This is a genomic window from Leyella lascolaii, from assembly GCF_900079775.1.
In the GTDB taxonomy this organism is placed as follows: Bacteria; Bacteroidota; Bacteroidia; order Bacteroidales; family Bacteroidaceae; genus Prevotella; species Prevotella lascolaii.
Genome location: NZ_LT556044.1, coordinates 1,349 through 20,249 on the forward strand (window position 1 = coordinate 1,349; position 18,901 = coordinate 20,249).

Genomic DNA, 18,901 nt, shown 5'->3' on the forward strand with positions numbered 1-18,901 from the left:
ACTCCGTTGGAGAGGCAAACCGAGGTTGCGAACGAATGACGGCTCATGTGCCAGGACAGCGGCTTGGTGATACCACATTTTTTGCCCAGTCTTTTGAGCGAATCCATACAACTTTTGTAGTTGGGTACAGGAAACACCCTACCGTCTTCACACAATCCACGGTATTTTTCCATAATCTGCTTGGGATAATCAAGCAACTTGATGTTGGCTTCCGTTCCTGTCTTCTGTCGATGGATAACGATCCATTCACCTTCATCGAAAAATTCCTTGATGTTCTCTTCCTTCAAGTTGTACAGATCAATGAAAGCGAGACCTGTAAAACAGCAGAACAGGAACAAGTCACGCACCATACTCATCTTCTTTCTTGTGATAGGTGTTTCCATCAACAGGTGAATCTCTTCTTTGCTCAGAAACTCTCTTGTGGTCTCTTCTTCCTTGTACTCATATCGTCTGAATGGGTCTTTTACGAGCCACTCATTATCTATGGCGCGGAATACCATTGCACGGAGATTGCGGACAAACACCATCGCAGAGTTTATCTTCAAGTGCTTTTCGGTTCTGAGAAAANAAATCTGGATTGGCAGTTGTCTTGCAACTGAACTGCGCCTGTGTTCCGTCCACTGTGATACGTCCCATAACTGGAACAGTACCATCTTTCTTTACTACCTGTCTTTTGAGGTAGAAGATAATTGAAAATGTACTCTTCATAACGTCATTCTTTTTTGCGTTCAAAATTAATACATGAAGAGTCTTTTCTTGCTACGCATTTCACGGCAGAACACGGCAAATTTGGTTCGTAACCAAAAATCTTACGTTGCTCATCAGTAACTCACTATAAATCAGAGTGTTCAAATTCAATTCGTAACCTTCCTCATTCTTCCGAACCTCAACATTTCCCATTTGGGGTATAGGTTACGGATAGGTAACGTTCCTCTGTCTCAACTTGTCGTATTCCCGTCTTCGTCTGTCCTCGCCACTTTTAACCAAAATGAGGAAAGTAACTGATAACCAGTAAACTTTCCTCATTCTTCTCTCAAACACTTTTTATATGTACTTTCATGATGCGGAACGGTACGTTTGACAAGGCGGAAAAGGCTTTCTGAGAGTATTGAACATGCCATTTGGGAATATGGTATAACAGCCGTGAGGGGATAGTAATCAGGAAACGAGGCATCGGAAGGGCTAATAATCCGATGTAATGACGTGTCGAGTGGTGAAAAATACGAATTATGATGAAATGCTATAATAATAAAACACTTGTAAGATAGCAAATGTTGCCATATGCCGTTTCTATTTTGTAAAAAAATAATGTAAAGATTTTTTACCTTTCGTTCTGCATAAATATGCATTCTGATGAATATGAGTGTTCGTATAAAAATTGGACCGTCGCCATTATATATGTCAAGGCTGGTGGGTAGCAAGGCATAACACCGCTATGCATATGCTTACATGCGCTTTCACGCTTTTTATGTCTATACAGCATTGCAGCCACCATACTGTTTCCCGATTTTCTCTGATGCAGTGCGCTTGTTATTCTATAAAATAAGGAGTGCATGCGCCTTACATCATTGCGAAAGGTGTATGTGGGTAGGCTGGGGAATAGTTGTGAAAGTGTGGTCCACGGACACTTGGCATTTCTGATTAACGTGCAGAAGAAAATGTTGCATTACAGTTGTTTTTAATGGTGTGTTTTTCGGTGGGATGACAATAAATATCCGAGGCTTTAGTCACATCAATCGGTATGTCTGACAGTATGCATTCTGCTGAAATGATGTGTCTTTTTCTTGTGTGCTTCCTATAATTTATACCTTGTAATCTTCTCTATATCAATACATTTTCTTTACAAGTCGGATGTGCTGCACAGTATGATTAAACATAAATAAATATTTTTTTTGTTATTATGAATTATTCGGATATTTATTATTAACTTTGCACGTTGAAATCAGTAGTGTACACTTTCGTGTTATAGAAATTATTCTATTACGCACTAAAAAAATAACATGAATACGATTTGTCTTCGAATACAAAAACGTAATATTTTATATATTTTATGTATTTTATCTTGTTAATTACCGTTTTAATAACGGCTGTTTTCTTGGTAGTAGCGGCCTACGTGATTGCAAAACTCATAGGTCCTCGTACATTTAATAAGGTAAAGGGTGAGCCCTTTGAGTGCGGTATTCCGACCCATGGCTCGTCATGGATACCGGTACATGTAGGCTACTATCTTTTTGCCATTCTGTTCCTGATTTTTGATGTTGAGACAGTGTTTCTTTATCCTTGGGCAGTAGTGGTGAAGGACTTCGGTGCCATGGCACTGGTAAGTATCGGGTTCTTCTTGTTGGTACTTGTATTTGGCTTGGCTTATGCTTGGCGGAAAGGAGCATTGGAATGGAAGTAAAGAAACCGGTCATTAAGAGTATTCCTTATTCGGAATTCAAGGACAATGAGTCTCTGGAGAAAATCGTGCAGGAGCTTCATGAAGGAGGCGTGAATGTAGTTACGGGTTCTCTGGACCAGATGATCAATTGGGGACGTAGCAACTCGTTGTGGTCTTTAACCTTTGCAACAAGCTGTTGCGGTATTGAGTTTATGGCTGTAGGTTGTGCCAGATATGATTTCGCGAGATTCGGTTTTGAAGTCACACGTAACTCACCGCGTCAGGCAGATTTGATTATGTGTGCCGGCACAATAACAAACAAGATGGCGCCGGTGTTCAAACGTCTGTACGACCAGATGGCTGAGCCTAAATATGTGGTTGCTGTAGGCGGTTGTGCCATTTCCGGAGGACCGTTCAAGAGCAGTTATCATGTTGTGAAGGGCATCAATGAAATAGTGCCGGTGGATGTGTATGTTCCGGGTTGCCCTCCGCGTCCTGAGGCTATTCTTTATGGAATGATGCAGCTTCAGAGGAAGGTGAAGGTTGAGAAATTCTTCGGTGGTGTAAACCGAAAGGAACACAAGCCAATAATAGTTGACGGGAAAATAGACAAGTCCATGTTAAACGACTTTGCTCCTGACGATACGGGCAAGGACAGCAATATATAATAAAGGAAGGATATGAAATTAGAACATAAACTTTTTGAACTTAAAGATTTTGCCGTACAAATGGCAAAACTTAGAAACGAGAAGCATTTCGACTTCCTTGTGACGATTGTCGGAGAGGATTTCGGTGAGGAAGGACTCGGATGTGTATATATTCTTGAGAATACAAAGAATTATGAGCGCATTAGTGTGAAGGTTGTAAACCCTGACCGTGAAAACGCATACATTCCTACTGTAAGCCACCTTTGGAAGGCTGCCGATTTCCTTGAACGTGAGGTTTTCGATTTTTATGGCATAAAGTTCCTCGGCCATAAGGATATGCGCCGTCTTTATCTTCGCTCAGACTTTAAAGGCTATCCTTTCCGTAAGGATTATGACATGAGTCCTGAAAACAATACATATACGCTTGAAGACGACCCTGAGACAGATTATACCGTAGAATTCAATATCGATGAAAACGGCAAGATAAAGGAGACATATCATAAGCTGTTTACAGATGACGACTATGTAATCAATATCGGTCCTCAGCATCCGGCAACACATGGTGTGCTTCGTTTGCAGACCATTCTTGACGGAGAGGTTATACGTAAGGTGTATCCACATTGCGGATATATACATCGCGGTATAGAGAAAATGTGCGAAAGCTACACATATCCTCAGACGCTGGCTTTGACAGATAGGCTTGACTATCTTTCGGCTATGATGAACCGGCATGCGCTTGTCTCTGTGATAGAAGAGGCAATGGGCGTGGAACTGAGCGAGCGTATAATGTATATCCGCACTATAATGGATGAGCTCCAACGTCTGGATTCGCATTTGCTGTTCTATGCATGTTGTGCACAGGATTTAGGTGCGCTTACGGCATTTATCTATGGAATGCGCGACCGCGAGCAGGTTCTTAATGTAATGGAAGAGACCACCGGAGGCCGTCTGATTCAGAATTATTATAGAATAGGCGGATGCTACGCGGACATAGACCCCAACTTTGTAAGTAATGTCAAAAAGCTTTGTGCATATATAAAACCGATGTTCAAAGAATATAATGACATTTTTACAGGAAATGTTATTCTTCACAACCGTTTTGTAGGCGTAGGAAAACTGTCGCTTGACAGTGCTGTTTCTTATGGATGTACCGGTGGTACGGGCCGCGCATGCGGATGGCACAATGATGTGAGAAAGCATCATCCGTATGACATGTATGGAAAAGTGGATTTCGATGAGATTGTCCTTAACAATGGCGACTGCTTCGATCGTTATATGGTTCGTATGAAAGAAATGGAGCAGAGCGTGAGAATCATCGAACAGCTTATTGACAACATACCGGCAGGTGATTTTTACATAAAACAGAAACCTATTATACGTGTGCCGGAAGGTCAATGGTATAAGTCTGTTGAAGGAAGCCGTGGTGAGATTGGCGTATATCTTGACAGCCGCGGTGACAAGAGTCCCTACCGTTTGAAATTCCGTCCTATGGGATTGCCGCTGGTGTCAGCTCTTGATGAGATGTTGCAGGGAGAGAAAATTGCGGATCTTATTTCAGTAGGAGCAACACTTGATTATGTGATACCGGATATCGACAGATAACTAATAAATAATAAATCATTTTATAGAAATGTTTGATTTTAGTATAGTTACAACATGGTTTGACAGTCTTCTGCGCGACACGTTAGGATTGGGCAGTTTTCTGTCTGTCCTGATTGAGTGCGTGCTTGTCGGCTTGTTCATACTCATTGCATATGCGCTGCTGGCTATAGTACTGATATTTATGGAGCGTAAGGTGTGTGCATATTTCCAGTGCCGTCTCGGTCCGATGCGTGTGGGACCTTGGGGAGTATTCCAGGTATTTGCCGACGTTGTGAAAATGCTTATAAAGGAAATATTCTTTGTTGATAAGGCAGACAAACTGCTTTATGCCATCGCACCGTTCCTTGTACTCATAGGAAGTGTGGGAGCTTTTGCGTTCATGCCTTGGAATAAAGGCGCTCATATATTGGATTTTAACCTCGGAGTATTTTTACTGACAGCTATATCAAGTATAGGTGTTGTGGGTATATTCCTTGCCGGATGGAGCTCGAACAACAAGTATAGCGTTGTGTCCGCGATGCGTGGTGCAGTGCAGTTGATTTCATATGAAATGTCTCTTTGCCTGTGTCTCATTACCGCAGTAGTACTTACCGGTACCATGCAGCTGTCTGGCATAATTGAGGCACAGGAGAATGGCTGGCTTATATTCCGTGGGCATATACCGGCGATAATCGCGTTTATAGTGTTCCTCATTGCAGGAAACGCGGAGGCAAACCGTGGTCCGTTCGACCTTGCAGAGGCAGAGAGTGAGCTTACCGCAGGTTATCATACAGAATATTCGGGAATGGGATTCGGATTTTTCTATCTCGCAGAATATCTGAATATGTTCATAATCGCAGGTCTTGCTGCAACGATATTCCTCGGAGGATGGATGCCTTTGCATATTGCCGGACTTGACGGGTTCAATGCTGTAATGGATTATATCCCGGGTATAGTGTGGTTCCTTGCCAAAGCATTCCTTATTGTTTGGATTATGCTGTGGATTAAATGGTCTTTCCCGCGTCTGAGAATCGACCAGATTCTGAAACTGGAATGGAAGTATCTTATGCCTTTGGCACTTCTCAATCTGGTTATTATGACATTGGTGGTAGCATTCGGACTTCACTTTTGATATAAATAGTGTATTATTTTATAACATTCGTTGACTATCAAAGAAATGGAAAATAGTAAAACATACATTGGAGAGGTTAAGGATGCAATTAAATCCCTGCTCACCGGTATGGGTGTGACCTGGAAGGAATATTTCACAAAAAAGGTCACCGAACAATATCCGGAAAACAGAAAGACGACATTGCATGTCTCTCAAAGACATCGTGGCAGACTTGTAATGCCACATGACGCTAACGGCAATAATAAATGTGTAGCATGTACGTTGTGCGAGAAGGCTTGTCCGAACGGCACTATAAAGATAACCACGGAGATGGTGACAGATGAAGAGGGCAAAAAGAAACGCCGTCTCGTTGATTACCAGTACGATTTGGGTGATTGTATGTTCTGTGAGTTGTGTGTACAGGCATGTCCTCATGATGCGATTATATTTACCAACGATTTTGAGAATTCTACATTCAGCCGCGATTCATTGGTGCTGCATCTTGACAAGGAAAAAACATATAATCCGTCGTTACCCAATATTATAGATGGCGGTGCTGAGTTTGAGATAGGAAAATTTAATACAAAGAAATAGGAGGAGACGTAAAAATGGCTAATATGGTAATGTTTATAATTCTTGCTGTCTTCATCCTTGGCTCAGCTTTGGTATGTGTTACGACAAAGAGAATAATGAGAGCGGCAACATTCCTGTTGTTTGTGCTTTTTGGTGTCGCAGGTCTTTATTTCCTGCTTGATTATACATTCTTGGGTGCAGCTCAGATATCTGTGTATGCCGGAGGTGTAACCATTATTTATATTTTTGCAATTCAGCTTGTCAGCAAACATACCCTTCAGGGCTTGTCCGAAAAATTGCGTGGAAAACGTGTGATATGCGGAGGATTGCTTTCTATAGCAGGGTTTGCTACGGTTGTTGCCGTTTTATTAAAGAACAAGTTCATATCTATGGCTGCGCAGTTGCCAGACACGGAAATACCTATGGACCAGATAGGTCATACTCTAATGGGAGCAGACAAGTATCAGTATGTACTTCCGTTTGAGTTTATATCTGTATTCTTGCTGGCATGTATTATCGGAGGCATAGTAATTTCAAGAAAGGAGAAGTAATCATGGTACCGGTAGAATATTATTTTGTGCTTTCCGCACTGCTGTTTTTTATTGGCGTATTCGGGTTTGTCACAAGACGTAACCTTATTGCCATGCTGATATCTATTGAGTTGATACTCAATTCTGTTGATATAAACTTTGCAGCATTCAACAGAATGCTTTATCCCGGACAAATGGAAGGAATGTTTTTTACATTGTTTTCTATAGGTGTGTCTGCGGCAGAGTCAGCAGTAGCTATTGCAATCATTATTAATGTTTATCGCAATTTCCATAGTGATCAGGTAAACAGTATTGAAAACATGAAATTTTAAGTGTTATGGATTATAGTTATGTATATCTGATACTTTTATTGCCTGCATTGTCATTCATCTTGCTTGGACTTGCAGGAATGAAGATGTCTCATAAATTAGCTGGAATTATCGGTACGTGTTCTTTGGCAGTAGTTACTGTTCTTTCATATTACACAGCCATTGAATATTTCCTTGTTGTAGGACGTGAGGCTTCAAGCGGACTGTATCCGACAGTTACGGCGTTTGATTTCACATGGTTGAAATTCAGCGAACTGTTGACGTTCAACATCGGTTTCAGACTGACGCCTATTTCTGTTATGATGCTTATCGTAATATCCACTGTCAGCCTGATGGTACACATATATTCATTCGGATATATGCATGGAGAAAAAGGTTTTCAGCGTTATTATGCGTTCTTGAGTCTTTTCTCAATGTCGATGTTGGGACTGGTCGTAGCTACGAATATATTCCAAATGTATCTGTTCTGGGAGCTTGTCGGTGTGTCTTCGTATCTTCTCATCGGATTCTATTATCCTTTGCATGCTGCGGTGGCAGCCTCGAAGAAGGCTTTTATCGTGACACGATTCGCTGACTTGTTCTTCCTTATAGGAATATTATTTTACAGCTTCTATGTCGGTACGTTCAATTATGATCTGACAACAATGACTCCGGAACAAGCCGAAGCACTTCATAATTCGGCATGGATCATTCCTACATCGTTGTTCCTGATGTTCATAGGAGGTGCCGGAAAGAGTGCCATGTTCCCGTTACACATATGGTTGCCTGACGCAATGGAAGGACCTACCCCCGTCTCAGCACTGATACATGCCGCAACGATGGTTGTCGCCGGAGTTTATCTTGTGGCAAGCCTTTTCCCTATTTTTGTGGAGTTCGCACCACAGGCGCTGCATGTGATTGCTTATATTGCGGCGTTCACCGCTTTTTATGCAGCAGCAGTGGCTTGTTGCCAAAGCGACATCAAGAGAGTTCTGGCATTCTCTACAATATCACAAATAGGTTTCATGCTTGTAGCCTTGGGTGTTTGCATGCCTGATCCGGAAATAGGAAAAGTTGCTATGACAGAAGAATATGCGGATGTAAATGGGTTGGGATACATGGCAGGTATGTATCATCTGTTTACTCACGCCATGTTCAAGGCATGTCTGTTCCTCGGAGCCGGATGCATTATACATGCGGTACATTCAAATGAGAAGAAATTCATGGGAGGATTGCGCAAATATATGCCTGTCACACATTTGACATTCCTGATTTCGTGTCTTGCGATAGCCGGAATACCTTTCTTCTCCGGGTTCTGTTCTAAGGATGAGATTCTAGTAGCTTGCTATAATTTCTCTATGCCTATGGGGATTATAATGAGTGGTATTGCTGCGATGACAGCATTCTATATGTTCCGGCTTTATTACGTTATTTTCTGGGGAGAAAGCTATTATGAGACACATAAGTCTGAGGGTGCGCATGCTCCCCACGAGGCTCCTCTGACAATGACTGTTCCGCTTATTGTCCTGTCAGTTATAACTCTGTTGATTGGCATAACAGGAACATTACATATATTTGAATTCGGAGAATATGTCTCTGCTAATGGAATCGGATTCGCAACTCACACTAATTGGACTGTTGCAGGAGTAAGCACCGTACTTGCTCTTTGCGGTATCGGTCTTGCTACATTTATGTATAAAGGTGCTAAAACACCTGTTGCGGATATGCTCGCCAAAAAGTTCCCGCGTCTGCATGAGGCTGCTTACCGCCGTTTCTATATGGATGAAGTCTGGATGTTTGTGACACATAAGATAATATTCCGTTGTGTTTCTACACCTTTGGCATGGTTTGACCGTCATGTTGTTGACGGAACTATGAACTTTATGGCTTGGGCAGCAAATGCCGGTGGAGAAAGCATACGCAGTTGGCAGAGCGGTGATGTAAGACAGTATGCCGTATGGTTCCTGACCGGAACAGTCGCTCTGACTCTGATTTTGTTGTGTTTGTAAGTAACACTCCGGTTTCATTAAATGAAAATATAGTCAATACTTAGATAATAAATAAAGATGAATATATTAAGTTTATTTGTTGTAATACCATTACTGATGTTATTGGGTTTGTGGATATCACGAAACCTGAATCAGGTACGTGGTGTGATGGTGGCTGGCTCATCGTGTCTGTTGCTGCTTTCTGTTTGGCTGACCATTACGTTCATTCAGATGCGTAGTGCGGGTGAAACGGCACCGATGCTGTTTACATATAGCATTCCTTGGTTTAAGCCATTGAATATTGCATATTCCATAGGAGTAGACGGAATCTCGGTCGTCATGCTTCTGTTGTCAAGTATCATTGTCTTTACAGGAACATTCGCTTCATGGCAGCTCAAACCGCTCACAAAGGAGTATTTTCTGTGGTTCACGTTGCTGTCTACAGGAGTGTTCGGCTTCTTCATATGTACAGATATGTTTGCAATGTTTGTATTCTATGAGGTTGCGCTTATCCCGATGTATCTGTTGATAGGAGTATGGGGTAGTGGTCCTAAGGAATATGCTGCAATGAAGCTTACGCTTATGCTCATGGGTGGCTCCGCACTTCTTATAATAGGTATACTCGGCATATATTATTTCAGCGGTGCTACTACGATGAACATCATGGAAATAGCAGCTATGAACAATATTCCGGCTAATGTTCAGAAAGTATTCTTCCCGTTTGTATTTGTAGGATTCGGTGTACTTGGAGCTTTGTTCCCGTTTCATACATGGTCACCGGATGGTCATGCGTCTGCCCCGACAGCTGTTTCAATGCTGCATGCGGGTGTGTTGATGAAACTTGGTGGATATGGTTGTTTCCGTATAGCAATGTTTCTCTTGCCGGATGCTGCCCGTGAACTTGCTTGGATATTTATCATACTTACAACAATATCCGTGGTTTATGGCGCACTCTCCGCATGTGTACAGACAGACTTGAAATACATCAATGCTTATTCGTCAGTGTCTCACTGCGGTCTGGTGCTTTTCGCACTTCTTATGATGACGCAGACAGCTTGCACAGGAGCTATCCTTCAGATGCTTTCTCATGGTTTGATGACAGCGCTTTTCTTTGCTCTTATCGGTATGATATATGGGCGTACGCATACACGCGACATCCGTAAACTGGGTGGTTTGATGAAGATTATGCCATTCCTTAGTGTCGGCTATGTCATTGCCGGTCTTGCAAACCTCGGATTGCCGGGCTTTTCCGGATTCATCGCAGAAATGACAATCTTTGTAGGTTCATTTGCAAATAACGATATGTTCCATCGTACGGCAACGATTATCGCATGTACCAGTATAGTTGTGACTGCCGTTTATATACTCCGTGTTGTTGGTAAGATTCTTTACCAGAAAGTGGCAGATCCTCATTATCTTGAACTTACGGATGCCACATGGGATGAGCGCGTGGCTGTATGCTGCCTGATATTCTGCGTCGCCGGTCTGGGTATTGCTCCTTTGTGGGCAAGTGACGTTATCAGTGGTTCTGTAGGTCCTATTATTGAGCATATCCATTCATTATCAGCAATTGCAACATTATAATAAATAGTCAAAAATGGGTTATAGTCAATTTCTAAATATGGTTCCGGAAGTCACATTGGTGGCTATCCTGATAATCGTTTTTATTGCAGACTTCATATCATCACGCAATAATAACAGGACGTGGTTTAATCCGCTTGTATGTATACTGATGCTCATACAGGTTGTAGCCACAATTCTTTCACCAGATAGTGGAACTGCTTTCGGAGAAATGTATGTAACAACAGCTGCTGCCAATGTGATGAAAGTCATCCTCGCTGCAGGTACTCTGATTGTGCTGATTCAGAGTCGTTTATGGCTCAATCGTGAAGATGTACGCAATAGAGAAGGGGAGTTCTACATGCTCGTGCTGTCCACTTTGCTTGGAATGAACGTAATGATGAGCTCCGGTCATTTCCTGCTGTTCTTCTTAGGACTTGAGATGGCGTCGGTACCTATGGCATGTATGGTTGCCTTTGACAAATATCGTCGCAATTCTGCCGAAGGTGCTGCAAAGTTCATACTTACAGCTACATTCTCAAGTGGAGTGATGCTCTATGGCATATCTTTTATATATGGAAGCACAGGAACTTTATATTTTGCAGATGTTGCAGCAGCTTTGAGTTCTTCAGAGAATGTTGCGATGAACATAATGGGTCTGGTATTCTTCTTTAGTGGTCTTGGTTTCAAGATAAGTCTTGTTCCATTCCATTTCTGGACAGCGGATGCATATCAGGGAGCCCCGACATCAGTTACCGGTTATCTGAGTGTAATATCCAAAGGCGCTGCTGCTTTCACACTTATGGTTATTTTGGTAAAAGCATTCGCACCTATGATTGAATATTGGCAGTATATGCTTTATATAGTAATTGTACTCAGTATAACAGTTGCCAATCTTTTTGCAATACGGCAGAGCGAGCTTAAGCGTTTCATGGCATTCAGTTCAATATCTCAGGCTGGATATATAATGCTGGCGGTTTGTGGTGACAATGCGATGGCAATGTCATCGCTCATGTTCTACGTGCTGGTCTATGTTGTTGCCAATATGAGCGTATTCACGGTAATCGGTGTTGTAGAGCAGAAGAATGGCGGCACAACAGAAATGTCAAGTTACAACGGATTATATCAAACCAATCCGAAGCTTTCTTTCCTGATGACGCTGGCGTTGTTTTCTCTCGCCGGTATTCCTCCTTTTGCAGGAATGTTCAGCAAGTTCTTCGTGTTTATGGCAGCAGCACAGTCAGGTACAGTGTGGGCTTATCTTGTTGTATTCATTGCTCTTATAAATACGGTTATAAGTCTTTATTATTATCTGCTTATAGTAAAAGCAATGTATATCAATAAGACTGACGCTCCATTGCCTGCATTTAAGAGTGATTGCAATACAAAGCTTGCTCTTGCATTGTGTACAATAGGCATTTTAGTCTTTGGAGTATTCAGCTTCTTCTATGATTGGATTGCTCAGACTGTTGGATAAAAGATACTGTTAGCTTAAATAAGAGATTGCATCATAGAGTTAAGTTTCTCAATGGTGCAATCTTTTGTTTTATCATATAGGAAAAGGGGCTAAACCTGATTCTATTATATATTATAATGTGAAGGTCATATCTTTTCTTATATATTTAAGTGATAATGTTATTATGCTTACTCTGCCATTCTGTCATATGATGCATGTGATAGATACATGCTATACAAGCAATGCTGACAGTCAATTTAAACATTTGTAAATTTTACTTTTCCTGAATTTAATAGCCGTTAATATGTTAAATTGTAGTGTTAAAATGGAATAAAGATGTGGTCATAATTTCATTTGTCACAATTTTTGCTCATATATTTGCACACAATTAGAAGAGAAAATTAAAGTTATAAATAAATTAATTAATCAGTGAAAAGATGAAAAAGTATTCCAAGTATTTAATAGTCGCTATGTGCGTCATTGCTGTGGCATTCTCTGCAGGTTCATTTATACGAGTTAATGCTGCCTGTTCATCAACTTCTGCTTCCGCACCCGGTCAGCCGGTAGATCTTACATATGCAGCGGAAAAATCTTTGCCATCAGTCGTGCATATCTTAAATACGCGCAACAGCAAAGTCCAGACTGTGGAAGTGGAAAGTGATCCTTTCAGTGATTTCTTCTCCGATCCGTTCGGTTTCTTTGGAAATCCGCAGGGGGGAGGTACGCAGAAGCGTCAGATACGAACCCCGAAAAGTCAGGGAAGTGGTTCAGGAGTAATCATCTCGTCAGACGGTTATATCGTAACGAATAACCATGTTGTAGAAGGAGCGGATGAACTTACTGTTACCCTTAATGACAACAAGGAATATTCTGCCCGTATCATAGGAACTGATAAAAGTACTGATTTGGCTCTCATAAAAATTGAGGGTAGTGGTTTCCCTGCAATAACAATAGCAAACAGTGATGATATAAAGGTCGGTGAATGGGTTCTTGCTGTAGGTAATCCTTTCAACCTTACAAACACAGTAACTGCTGGTATTGTTAGTGCCAAGAGCCGTTCTCTGTATGTAAATACAAAAGGTGTAGAATCCTTTATACAAACCGATGCCGCAATTAACAGAGGAAATTCTGGAGGTGCGCTTGTAAATACAAGAGGTGAACTTATCGGCATCAATGCAATGTTGTATTCAGAAACAGGCTCATACAGTGGTTATGGGTTTGCAATTCCTACATCAATTATGAATAAAGTCGTTGATGACCTCAAGAAATATGGTACGGTTCAGCGTGCTGTAATAGGAATCAGTGGAACGGATGTCAAGAGATATATTGACGCTCAGAAGGAAGAGGGTAACGAGTTGGAGCTTGGTACGATGGAAGGAATATATGTTGACTCGGTAACTGATGGAAGTGCTGCAGCTGAAATGGGACTCAAACATGGTGATGTCATTACAGCTATTGATGGTAAACAAGTCAAGAAAATGGCAGAGCTTCAGGAAGTGTTGGCAACAAAACGTCCGGGAGACAAGGTCACCATCAGCTATCTGCGTGACAAGAAAAAATATTCTAAGAACGCAACATTAAAGAATGAACAGGGAAATACCGGAGTTGTTAAGAAAATAGATCTTGACATACTTGGAGGTAATTTCAGGGAAATATCAACTTCTCAGAAACGGCAGTATAATATAGGTAACGGTCTGGAAGTAATCAAGGTGAATAATGGAAAACTTAAGGAAGCGGGAATAAACAAAGGCTTTATCATACAGAAAGTCAATGATTTTGCTGTAAAATCAATCGAGGATTTACAGCAGATAGTAAAGGAGGCTTCGACAAGTAAAGACCCGGTATTGTACATTCAGGGAATTTATCCTACAGGTAAGAAAGCTTATTTCGCCGTTCCTTTGCAGGAAGATTGATTTGACATGATATTTAACAACAGAGTATGTGGTGATTCATAATTTCACCGCATACTCTTTTCTTTCTTAATTGGAACAAGAAATATTTGCCATTCTAAAATTTATTTGTTAAATTTGCAGCGTTACACACTTAAAAAGTCATCCTTGATGAGACAACTAAAAATCACAAAATCAATTACCAACCGGGAAAGTGCTTCACTGGATAAATATTTGCAGGAAATAGGACATGAAGAACTTATCTCGGTAGAAGAAGAGGCAGAACTGTCGCGCCGGATAAAAAATGGGGACAAGAAGGCTTTGGAAAAACTAACAAAAGCCAACTTGCGATTTGTTGTATCTGTAGCGAAACAATATCAGAATCAAGGACTCAGTTTGCCGGATTTGATAAACGAAGGTAATCTGGGATTGATTAAGGCTGCAGAAAAATTCGATGAAACAAGAGGATTTAAATTCATATCATATGCCGTGTGGTGGATACGGCAGAGTATATTGCAGGCAATTGCAGAACAAAGTCGTATAGTCCGACTTCCACTGAATCAGATTGGCTCTGTGAACAAAATAAACCGTGTGCTGAATAAGTTTGAACAGGAAAACGAACGGCATCCAAGTATTGATGAAATAGCGGAAAAGGTGGATATTCCAGAAGACAAGATTATAGATGCAATGCAGATGAATAAGCGTCAGATCTCTGTTGATGCGCCTCTCGCTGACAGCGATAATACGAGCTACATTGATATTCTGCCAAACAATTTGTCCACGAATACAGATAATAACCTTGTTCTACAGTCATTACGTGATGAGATTGCATGTGCGCTTAATGCATTGAATGAGCGCGAAAAGAATGTAATTGAGGCATACTTCGGAATTAACCAGCCTGAATGTACATTAGAGGAAATCGGTCAAAAATATGGGCTGACCCGAGAACGTGTAAGGCAAATCCGAGAAAAGGCCATAAGGAAGTTGCGCCAAAACACAAAGAATAAAATTTTAAAAACATATCTTGGACAATAAAGAAAACAATATGAGAAACAAATTTATATATTTGGGGATTTTGTTTATTTTATTTTTCGTATTAACCATTAATGCAGCAAATAAGCGCACAAAACTCTATATGTACGGAGTTGTTACATCATTTAATGATTCAACAATATACTTTACGGATATTATGGAGATAGACTCTGTCTGGGTAGACAGTAAAACAGGATTCCTATACAGCAGAAATAACTATTCGTATCAGTTGCGTAATTACATGAGAAATAAGGGAGTGGCATATCCGACATGCGTAACTTCCTATGCAAAAAAGAGAAAAGACATTGAGAAGAAGTATTCCAAGCTAAAGAAGAAATATATAAACAGCAAAGCTCTTAATATAAAATATATTCCGGCAAATGAGTTCAGGTATATACCTATAGTACCGGACGATGTGGCTGCTGAGGAAAAAGAAGAAAGTAAATAATAAATATTATAATCTTTTTTTATTGAATAAATATGGAAGAGAACATTCATTATTATAGAATAGCAGAATATTATATAAAAATAAGTTTCAAAAAGTCTGATATTAATAATGAATATCTTCTTCCTTCTTTCTCTCCGTTCAAAACAGAGACAGCATGTGAAGAACCTTTTTTTGAGCTTACTGTAGATGATTCTATTATCCCAATAGATAAAGATAATCTTGAAAAAATAGGAGATTTTGATACCGGTAATGGAATTATCTCTGTATGTAAAAGCAAAGATGCATCTGGCACATACCAATATATCATAAATAACATAAATGGACACAACTGCTGTCTTCTTCAAGCCTACAATGATTTCTCATATTGTAGATGCGCCCTAAATGGCAATACTAACATGAGAATGTTTGGCTTGAATAATGCACTTATGATTGTATTCGCTTTCAAAGGAAGCTTTAACAATACTCTTCTAATACATGCTTCGACTGTATGCCATAAAAATTACGCCTACGCATTTATCGCAAAGAGCGGAACCGGGAAAAGCACCCATTCCTCATTATGGCTCAGGTATATTCCCGAATGTGAGCTCATTAATGATGATAATCCTATTATAAGGATTATAGACGGAATACCATATTTATATGGAAGTCCGTGGAGTGGAAAAACTCCATGTTATCGTAACATAAAAGTTAAACTTGGTGGAATAACACGGATTGATAGAGCTGAGCGTAATAGTATAAATAAATTGTCGCCAACAGAAGCGTTTGCTTCGTTATTGCCATCATGTTCAACAATGAAATGGGATAAAGTTATATTTGGAAATATATGTTCTACCATTTCATTACTTATAGAAAGAACAAATATATACACACTTCATTGTTTACCAGATAAAGAGGCTGCAGTAATATGCCACAGGACAATTTCGAAATAAAGGAAAAATATTATTCAAATAATGTTTTCATTCCTGATGTTGTTAAAATAATGGAAGAAGGACATACTGTAACATTGAAGTTACGGGGATTTAGCATGAGACCATTCTTGGAGGATAACAGAGACAAAGCACTTCTGACTAAAGCCCGTAATCTGAAACGTGGCGATGTCGTCCTTGCAGAAATAGCTCCAAGAGTGTATGTCCTCCATAGAATTATTAAGATTGAGTCAGACAATGTTGTTTTACGTGGTGACGGAAATTTGAATTGCGAGTACTGTAAGATTGATGATGTGAAAGGATTCGCCATCGGTTTTTACAGAAAAGGAAGCTCCAGGCTTGATAAAACCAATGGATGGAAATGGATTGTCTATTCTTTTTTCTGGACAAGACTTATTCCTGTAAGACGTTATTTGCTTGCAATTTACAGAAGATGCAGAAAACTACAATGATTGTGATTTCATGTGACAGACTTTATTTTAATAATGTACAGTGAAGCAGTATTTTAAGAATATAAGAAATTACAGTGCCTGCCATCATTGTCTGTATTTGATGGCAGGCATTTTATTTTCACAGCATGTTCACCATTATTATACAGCCTCTACGATGCCTGGCGTCAATCCATTGCTTCACAAGATTATTCGCGTCTTTTAGTGCAGTTTCTTTATCTACATCATACTGATTCGTAAGTAATTCAGCCAGATATTCAGCATCAAAATCCTTATCTTGTATTTCTTTCCACAGATAAGCAGAGCTTTCATTCATACTTATAATATTGCAGAAATCTATATTCTCTTTACCTTCTGCAACGATTATGTATTCACCGCAAACCTCTCTCAAATTAAAATCTTTCTTTATTCTCATCTTCTAATGATTAATTTTATTGTTTAAAACTAAAATGGAACAGCGTCAAGACTGTCTGAAGGTAATGGATCAAAAGAATCAACACCACCATTTACTTTACTTCCAATAATCTCTGCGTCAAACGGTGCGTCCGCCTTATTGTATGACTTATCCGGATCCTGAAATCTGGTAAATTCTCCACGGAATTTTAAAAGCACATCCCCTGTCGCGCCTTTTCTGTGCTTGGCAATTATTATTTGCGCCATTCCTCGTAAATCGTTACCTTTATCGTCTTCGACAATATGATAATACTCTGGTCTGTGAACGAATAGAACCATATCTGCGTCCTGCTCTATAGCTCCTGATTCTCGCAAATCGCTCAATTGCGGTCTTTTTCCGTCAAGACCCTCTCGATTCTCTACGGTACGGTTCAATTGTGAAAGAGCCAGAATAGGAATGTCAAGTTCCTTTGCCAATCCTTTCAATGATTGGGATATTTTAGAGACTTCTTCCTGTCGGCTTCCAAATCTCATGCCACTTGCATTCATCAATTGCAGATAGTCAATCATTATAATTTTAACTCCTTTTTCTCTTACGAGTCGTCTTGCCTTTGTCCGCAATTCGAATATGGATAATCCTGCAGTGTCATCGATATATAAAGGAGCGCCTTGTAGCCTTCGTATGTTTTTGTCAAGCCTTTCCCATTCATCAGGAGACAGCTGTCCGTTTAACATTTTGTTTCCAGGTATTTCGCATACGTTTGAAATAAGCCTGTTCACCAATTGCACATTATTCATTTCCAAAGAAAAGAAGGCAATGGGAGTCTGATAGTCAACAGCAATATTTTTCGCCAATGAAAGTGCAAATGAGGTCTTACCCATCGCAGGACGTCCTGCGATAATAATCAAATCGGAATTTTGCCATCCACTTGTTTTCTCATCCAACTTTGCAAATCCTGTCGGTACACCGGTAAGACCTCCACTGTTTGCCGATGCTTTTTGGAGTATTTCAACGGCTTTTGTAATGACCGGATCTATTTGAACATAGTCTTTTTTCATGTTTCTTTGAGACAACTCAAACAGACTACCTTCAGCCTCCTGCATCAGTTCATTTATGTCTACAGTCTCATCAAAAGCTTTCGTCTCAATGTTGCTCGCAAATGAAATCAACTGCCTTGCCAGAAATTTCTGTGCCAATATGCGGGCATGATATTCTATATGAGCAGACGATGCGACGTGAGAACTTAGCTCTATTATATAAGCCGGACCTCCGACATCCTCCAAGGTTCCCTCTCTTTTAAGTTCCTCCGTAACACTCATTATATCAACGGGATATTCATTCATATTTAAAGAACGGATTGCCGTAAATATTTTCTTGTTACGAGGCTCGTAAAATGTATCCGGATTCAGAATTTCCGATATGACAGAAAACGCGTCTTTGTCAATCATCAGTGCTCCTAAAACAACCTTCTCTACATCCAATGCCTGTGGTTGTAAGTGTCCGTATGTGCTGTCAAATGATGACTTGGACTTGGATTTGTTCTTATTTATCTTTTCGTTATTTGAGCTCTTTTCGGGCATACTGTATAAATTAGAATATGAGCACTATATGATTTTTATAAATCCTTGA

General features: G+C 40.2%; 17 protein-coding genes and 1 pseudogene. 15 read left to right on the plus strand and 3 right to left on the minus strand.

All coding sequences use genetic code 11. From position 1 onward, the window contains the following. Positions 1-708 (minus strand): annotated as a pseudogene (locus BN4609_RS09710) (site-specific integrase); the annotation flags it as partial. A gap of 1,342 nt (positions 709-2,050) precedes the next feature. Here BN4609_RS09710 and BN4609_RS09715 point away from each other — a divergent pair. The 15 genes from BN4609_RS09715 to BN4609_RS09785 all read left to right on the plus strand — a co-directional run bounded on the left by BN4609_RS09715 (position 2,051) and on the right by BN4609_RS09785 (position 16,881). Then, the gene (locus BN4609_RS09715; protein WP_021992470.1) at positions 2,051-2,401 is read left to right on the plus strand and encodes an NADH-quinone oxidoreductase subunit A; all 351 of its coding nucleotides are present in this window, start codon (positions 2,051-2,053) and stop codon (positions 2,399-2,401) included. Beyond that, positions 2,392-3,048, plus strand: a complete 657-nt coding sequence (locus BN4609_RS09720; RefSeq protein ID WP_021992471.1) for an NADH-quinone oxidoreductase subunit B — start codon at positions 2,392-2,394, stop codon at positions 3,046-3,048. The genes BN4609_RS09715 and BN4609_RS09720 overlap by 10 nt, the downstream gene beginning before the upstream one ends. A 12-nt stretch (positions 3,049-3,060) precedes the next feature. Then, positions 3,061-4,629 carry an NADH-quinone oxidoreductase subunit D gene (locus BN4609_RS09725; RefSeq protein ID WP_021992472.1) on the plus strand — a complete coding sequence of 523 codons (1,569 nt, stop codon included), beginning with the start codon at positions 3,061-3,063 and terminating at the stop codon, positions 4,627-4,629. Positions 4,630-4,657: 28 nt separating this feature from the next. Continuing rightward, positions 4,658-5,740, plus strand: a complete 1,083-nt coding sequence (nuoH, locus tag BN4609_RS09730) for an NADH-quinone oxidoreductase subunit NuoH (RefSeq protein ID WP_021992473.1) — start codon at positions 4,658-4,660, stop codon at positions 5,738-5,740. 45 nt (positions 5,741-5,785) lie between these two features. Next, positions 5,786-6,313: a NuoI/complex I 23 kDa subunit family protein gene (locus BN4609_RS09735; RefSeq protein WP_068856601.1), complete on the plus strand. Its 528-nt coding sequence runs from the start codon at positions 5,786-5,788 to the stop codon at positions 6,311-6,313. Positions 6,314-6,327: 14 nt separating this feature from the next. Further along, positions 6,328-6,843: an NADH-quinone oxidoreductase subunit J family protein gene (locus BN4609_RS09740; RefSeq protein ID WP_068856521.1), complete on the plus strand. Its 516-nt coding sequence runs from the start codon at positions 6,328-6,330 to the stop codon at positions 6,841-6,843. A 2-nt stretch (positions 6,844-6,845) separates the two neighbouring features. Next, on the plus strand, positions 6,846-7,154 hold the full coding sequence (gene nuoK, locus BN4609_RS09745; RefSeq protein ID WP_021992476.1) for an NADH-quinone oxidoreductase subunit NuoK: 309 nt from the start codon (positions 6,846-6,848) through the stop codon (positions 7,152-7,154). A 5-nt stretch (positions 7,155-7,159) separates the two neighbouring features. After that, positions 7,160-9,139 (plus strand): NADH-quinone oxidoreductase subunit 5 family protein, encoded by a 1,980-nt coding sequence (locus BN4609_RS09750; RefSeq protein ID WP_021992477.1) that lies wholly within the window; start codon positions 7,160-7,162, stop codon positions 9,137-9,139. Between the two features lie 57 nt (positions 9,140-9,196). Continuing rightward, positions 9,197-10,702, plus strand: coding sequence for a complex I subunit 4 family protein (locus BN4609_RS09755; protein WP_021992478.1), 1,506 nt, complete (start codon positions 9,197-9,199; stop codon positions 10,700-10,702). A gap of 13 nt (positions 10,703-10,715) precedes the next feature. Further along, positions 10,716-12,155 carry an NADH-quinone oxidoreductase subunit N gene (locus BN4609_RS09760; RefSeq protein ID WP_068856522.1) on the plus strand — a complete coding sequence of 480 codons (1,440 nt, stop codon included), beginning with the start codon at positions 10,716-10,718 and terminating at the stop codon, positions 12,153-12,155. Between the two features lie 416 nt (positions 12,156-12,571). Further along, positions 12,572-14,047, plus strand: coding sequence for a Do family serine endopeptidase (locus tag BN4609_RS09765; protein WP_068856523.1), 1,476 nt, complete (start codon positions 12,572-12,574; stop codon positions 14,045-14,047). Positions 14,048-14,194: 147 nt separating this feature from the next. Further along, positions 14,195-15,058, plus strand: coding sequence for a sigma-70 family RNA polymerase sigma factor (locus BN4609_RS09770; RefSeq protein ID WP_068856524.1), 864 nt, complete (start codon positions 14,195-14,197; stop codon positions 15,056-15,058). Between the two features lie 10 nt (positions 15,059-15,068). Continuing rightward, positions 15,069-15,503: a hypothetical protein gene (locus tag BN4609_RS09775; protein WP_068856602.1), complete on the plus strand. Its 435-nt coding sequence runs from the start codon at positions 15,069-15,071 to the stop codon at positions 15,501-15,503. A 32-nt stretch (positions 15,504-15,535) separates the two neighbouring features. Then, positions 15,536-16,432 (plus strand): hypothetical protein, encoded by an 897-nt coding sequence (locus tag BN4609_RS09780; protein ID WP_068856525.1) that lies wholly within the window; start codon positions 15,536-15,538, stop codon positions 16,430-16,432. Next, entirely contained in the window at positions 16,408-16,881 is a 474-nt protein-coding gene (locus BN4609_RS09785) for a S24/S26 family peptidase (protein WP_068856526.1), read from the plus strand. The genes BN4609_RS09780 and BN4609_RS09785 overlap by 25 nt, the downstream gene beginning before the upstream one ends. A gap of 118 nt (positions 16,882-16,999) precedes the next feature. Here the strand turns inward: BN4609_RS09785 and BN4609_RS09790 are convergent, their stop codons facing one another. Both BN4609_RS09790 and dnaB read right to left on the minus strand, forming a co-directional pair. Then, the gene (locus tag BN4609_RS09790; RefSeq protein WP_068856527.1) at positions 17,000-17,293 is read right to left on the minus strand and encodes a PqqD family protein; all 294 of its coding nucleotides are present in this window, start codon (positions 17,291-17,293) and stop codon (positions 17,000-17,002) included. A gap of 29 nt (positions 17,294-17,322) precedes the next feature. Further along, entirely contained in the window at positions 17,323-18,852 is a 1,530-nt protein-coding gene (dnaB, locus tag BN4609_RS09795; RefSeq protein ID WP_021994059.1) for a replicative DNA helicase, read from the minus strand. Positions 18,853-18,901 lie beyond the last annotated feature (49 nt).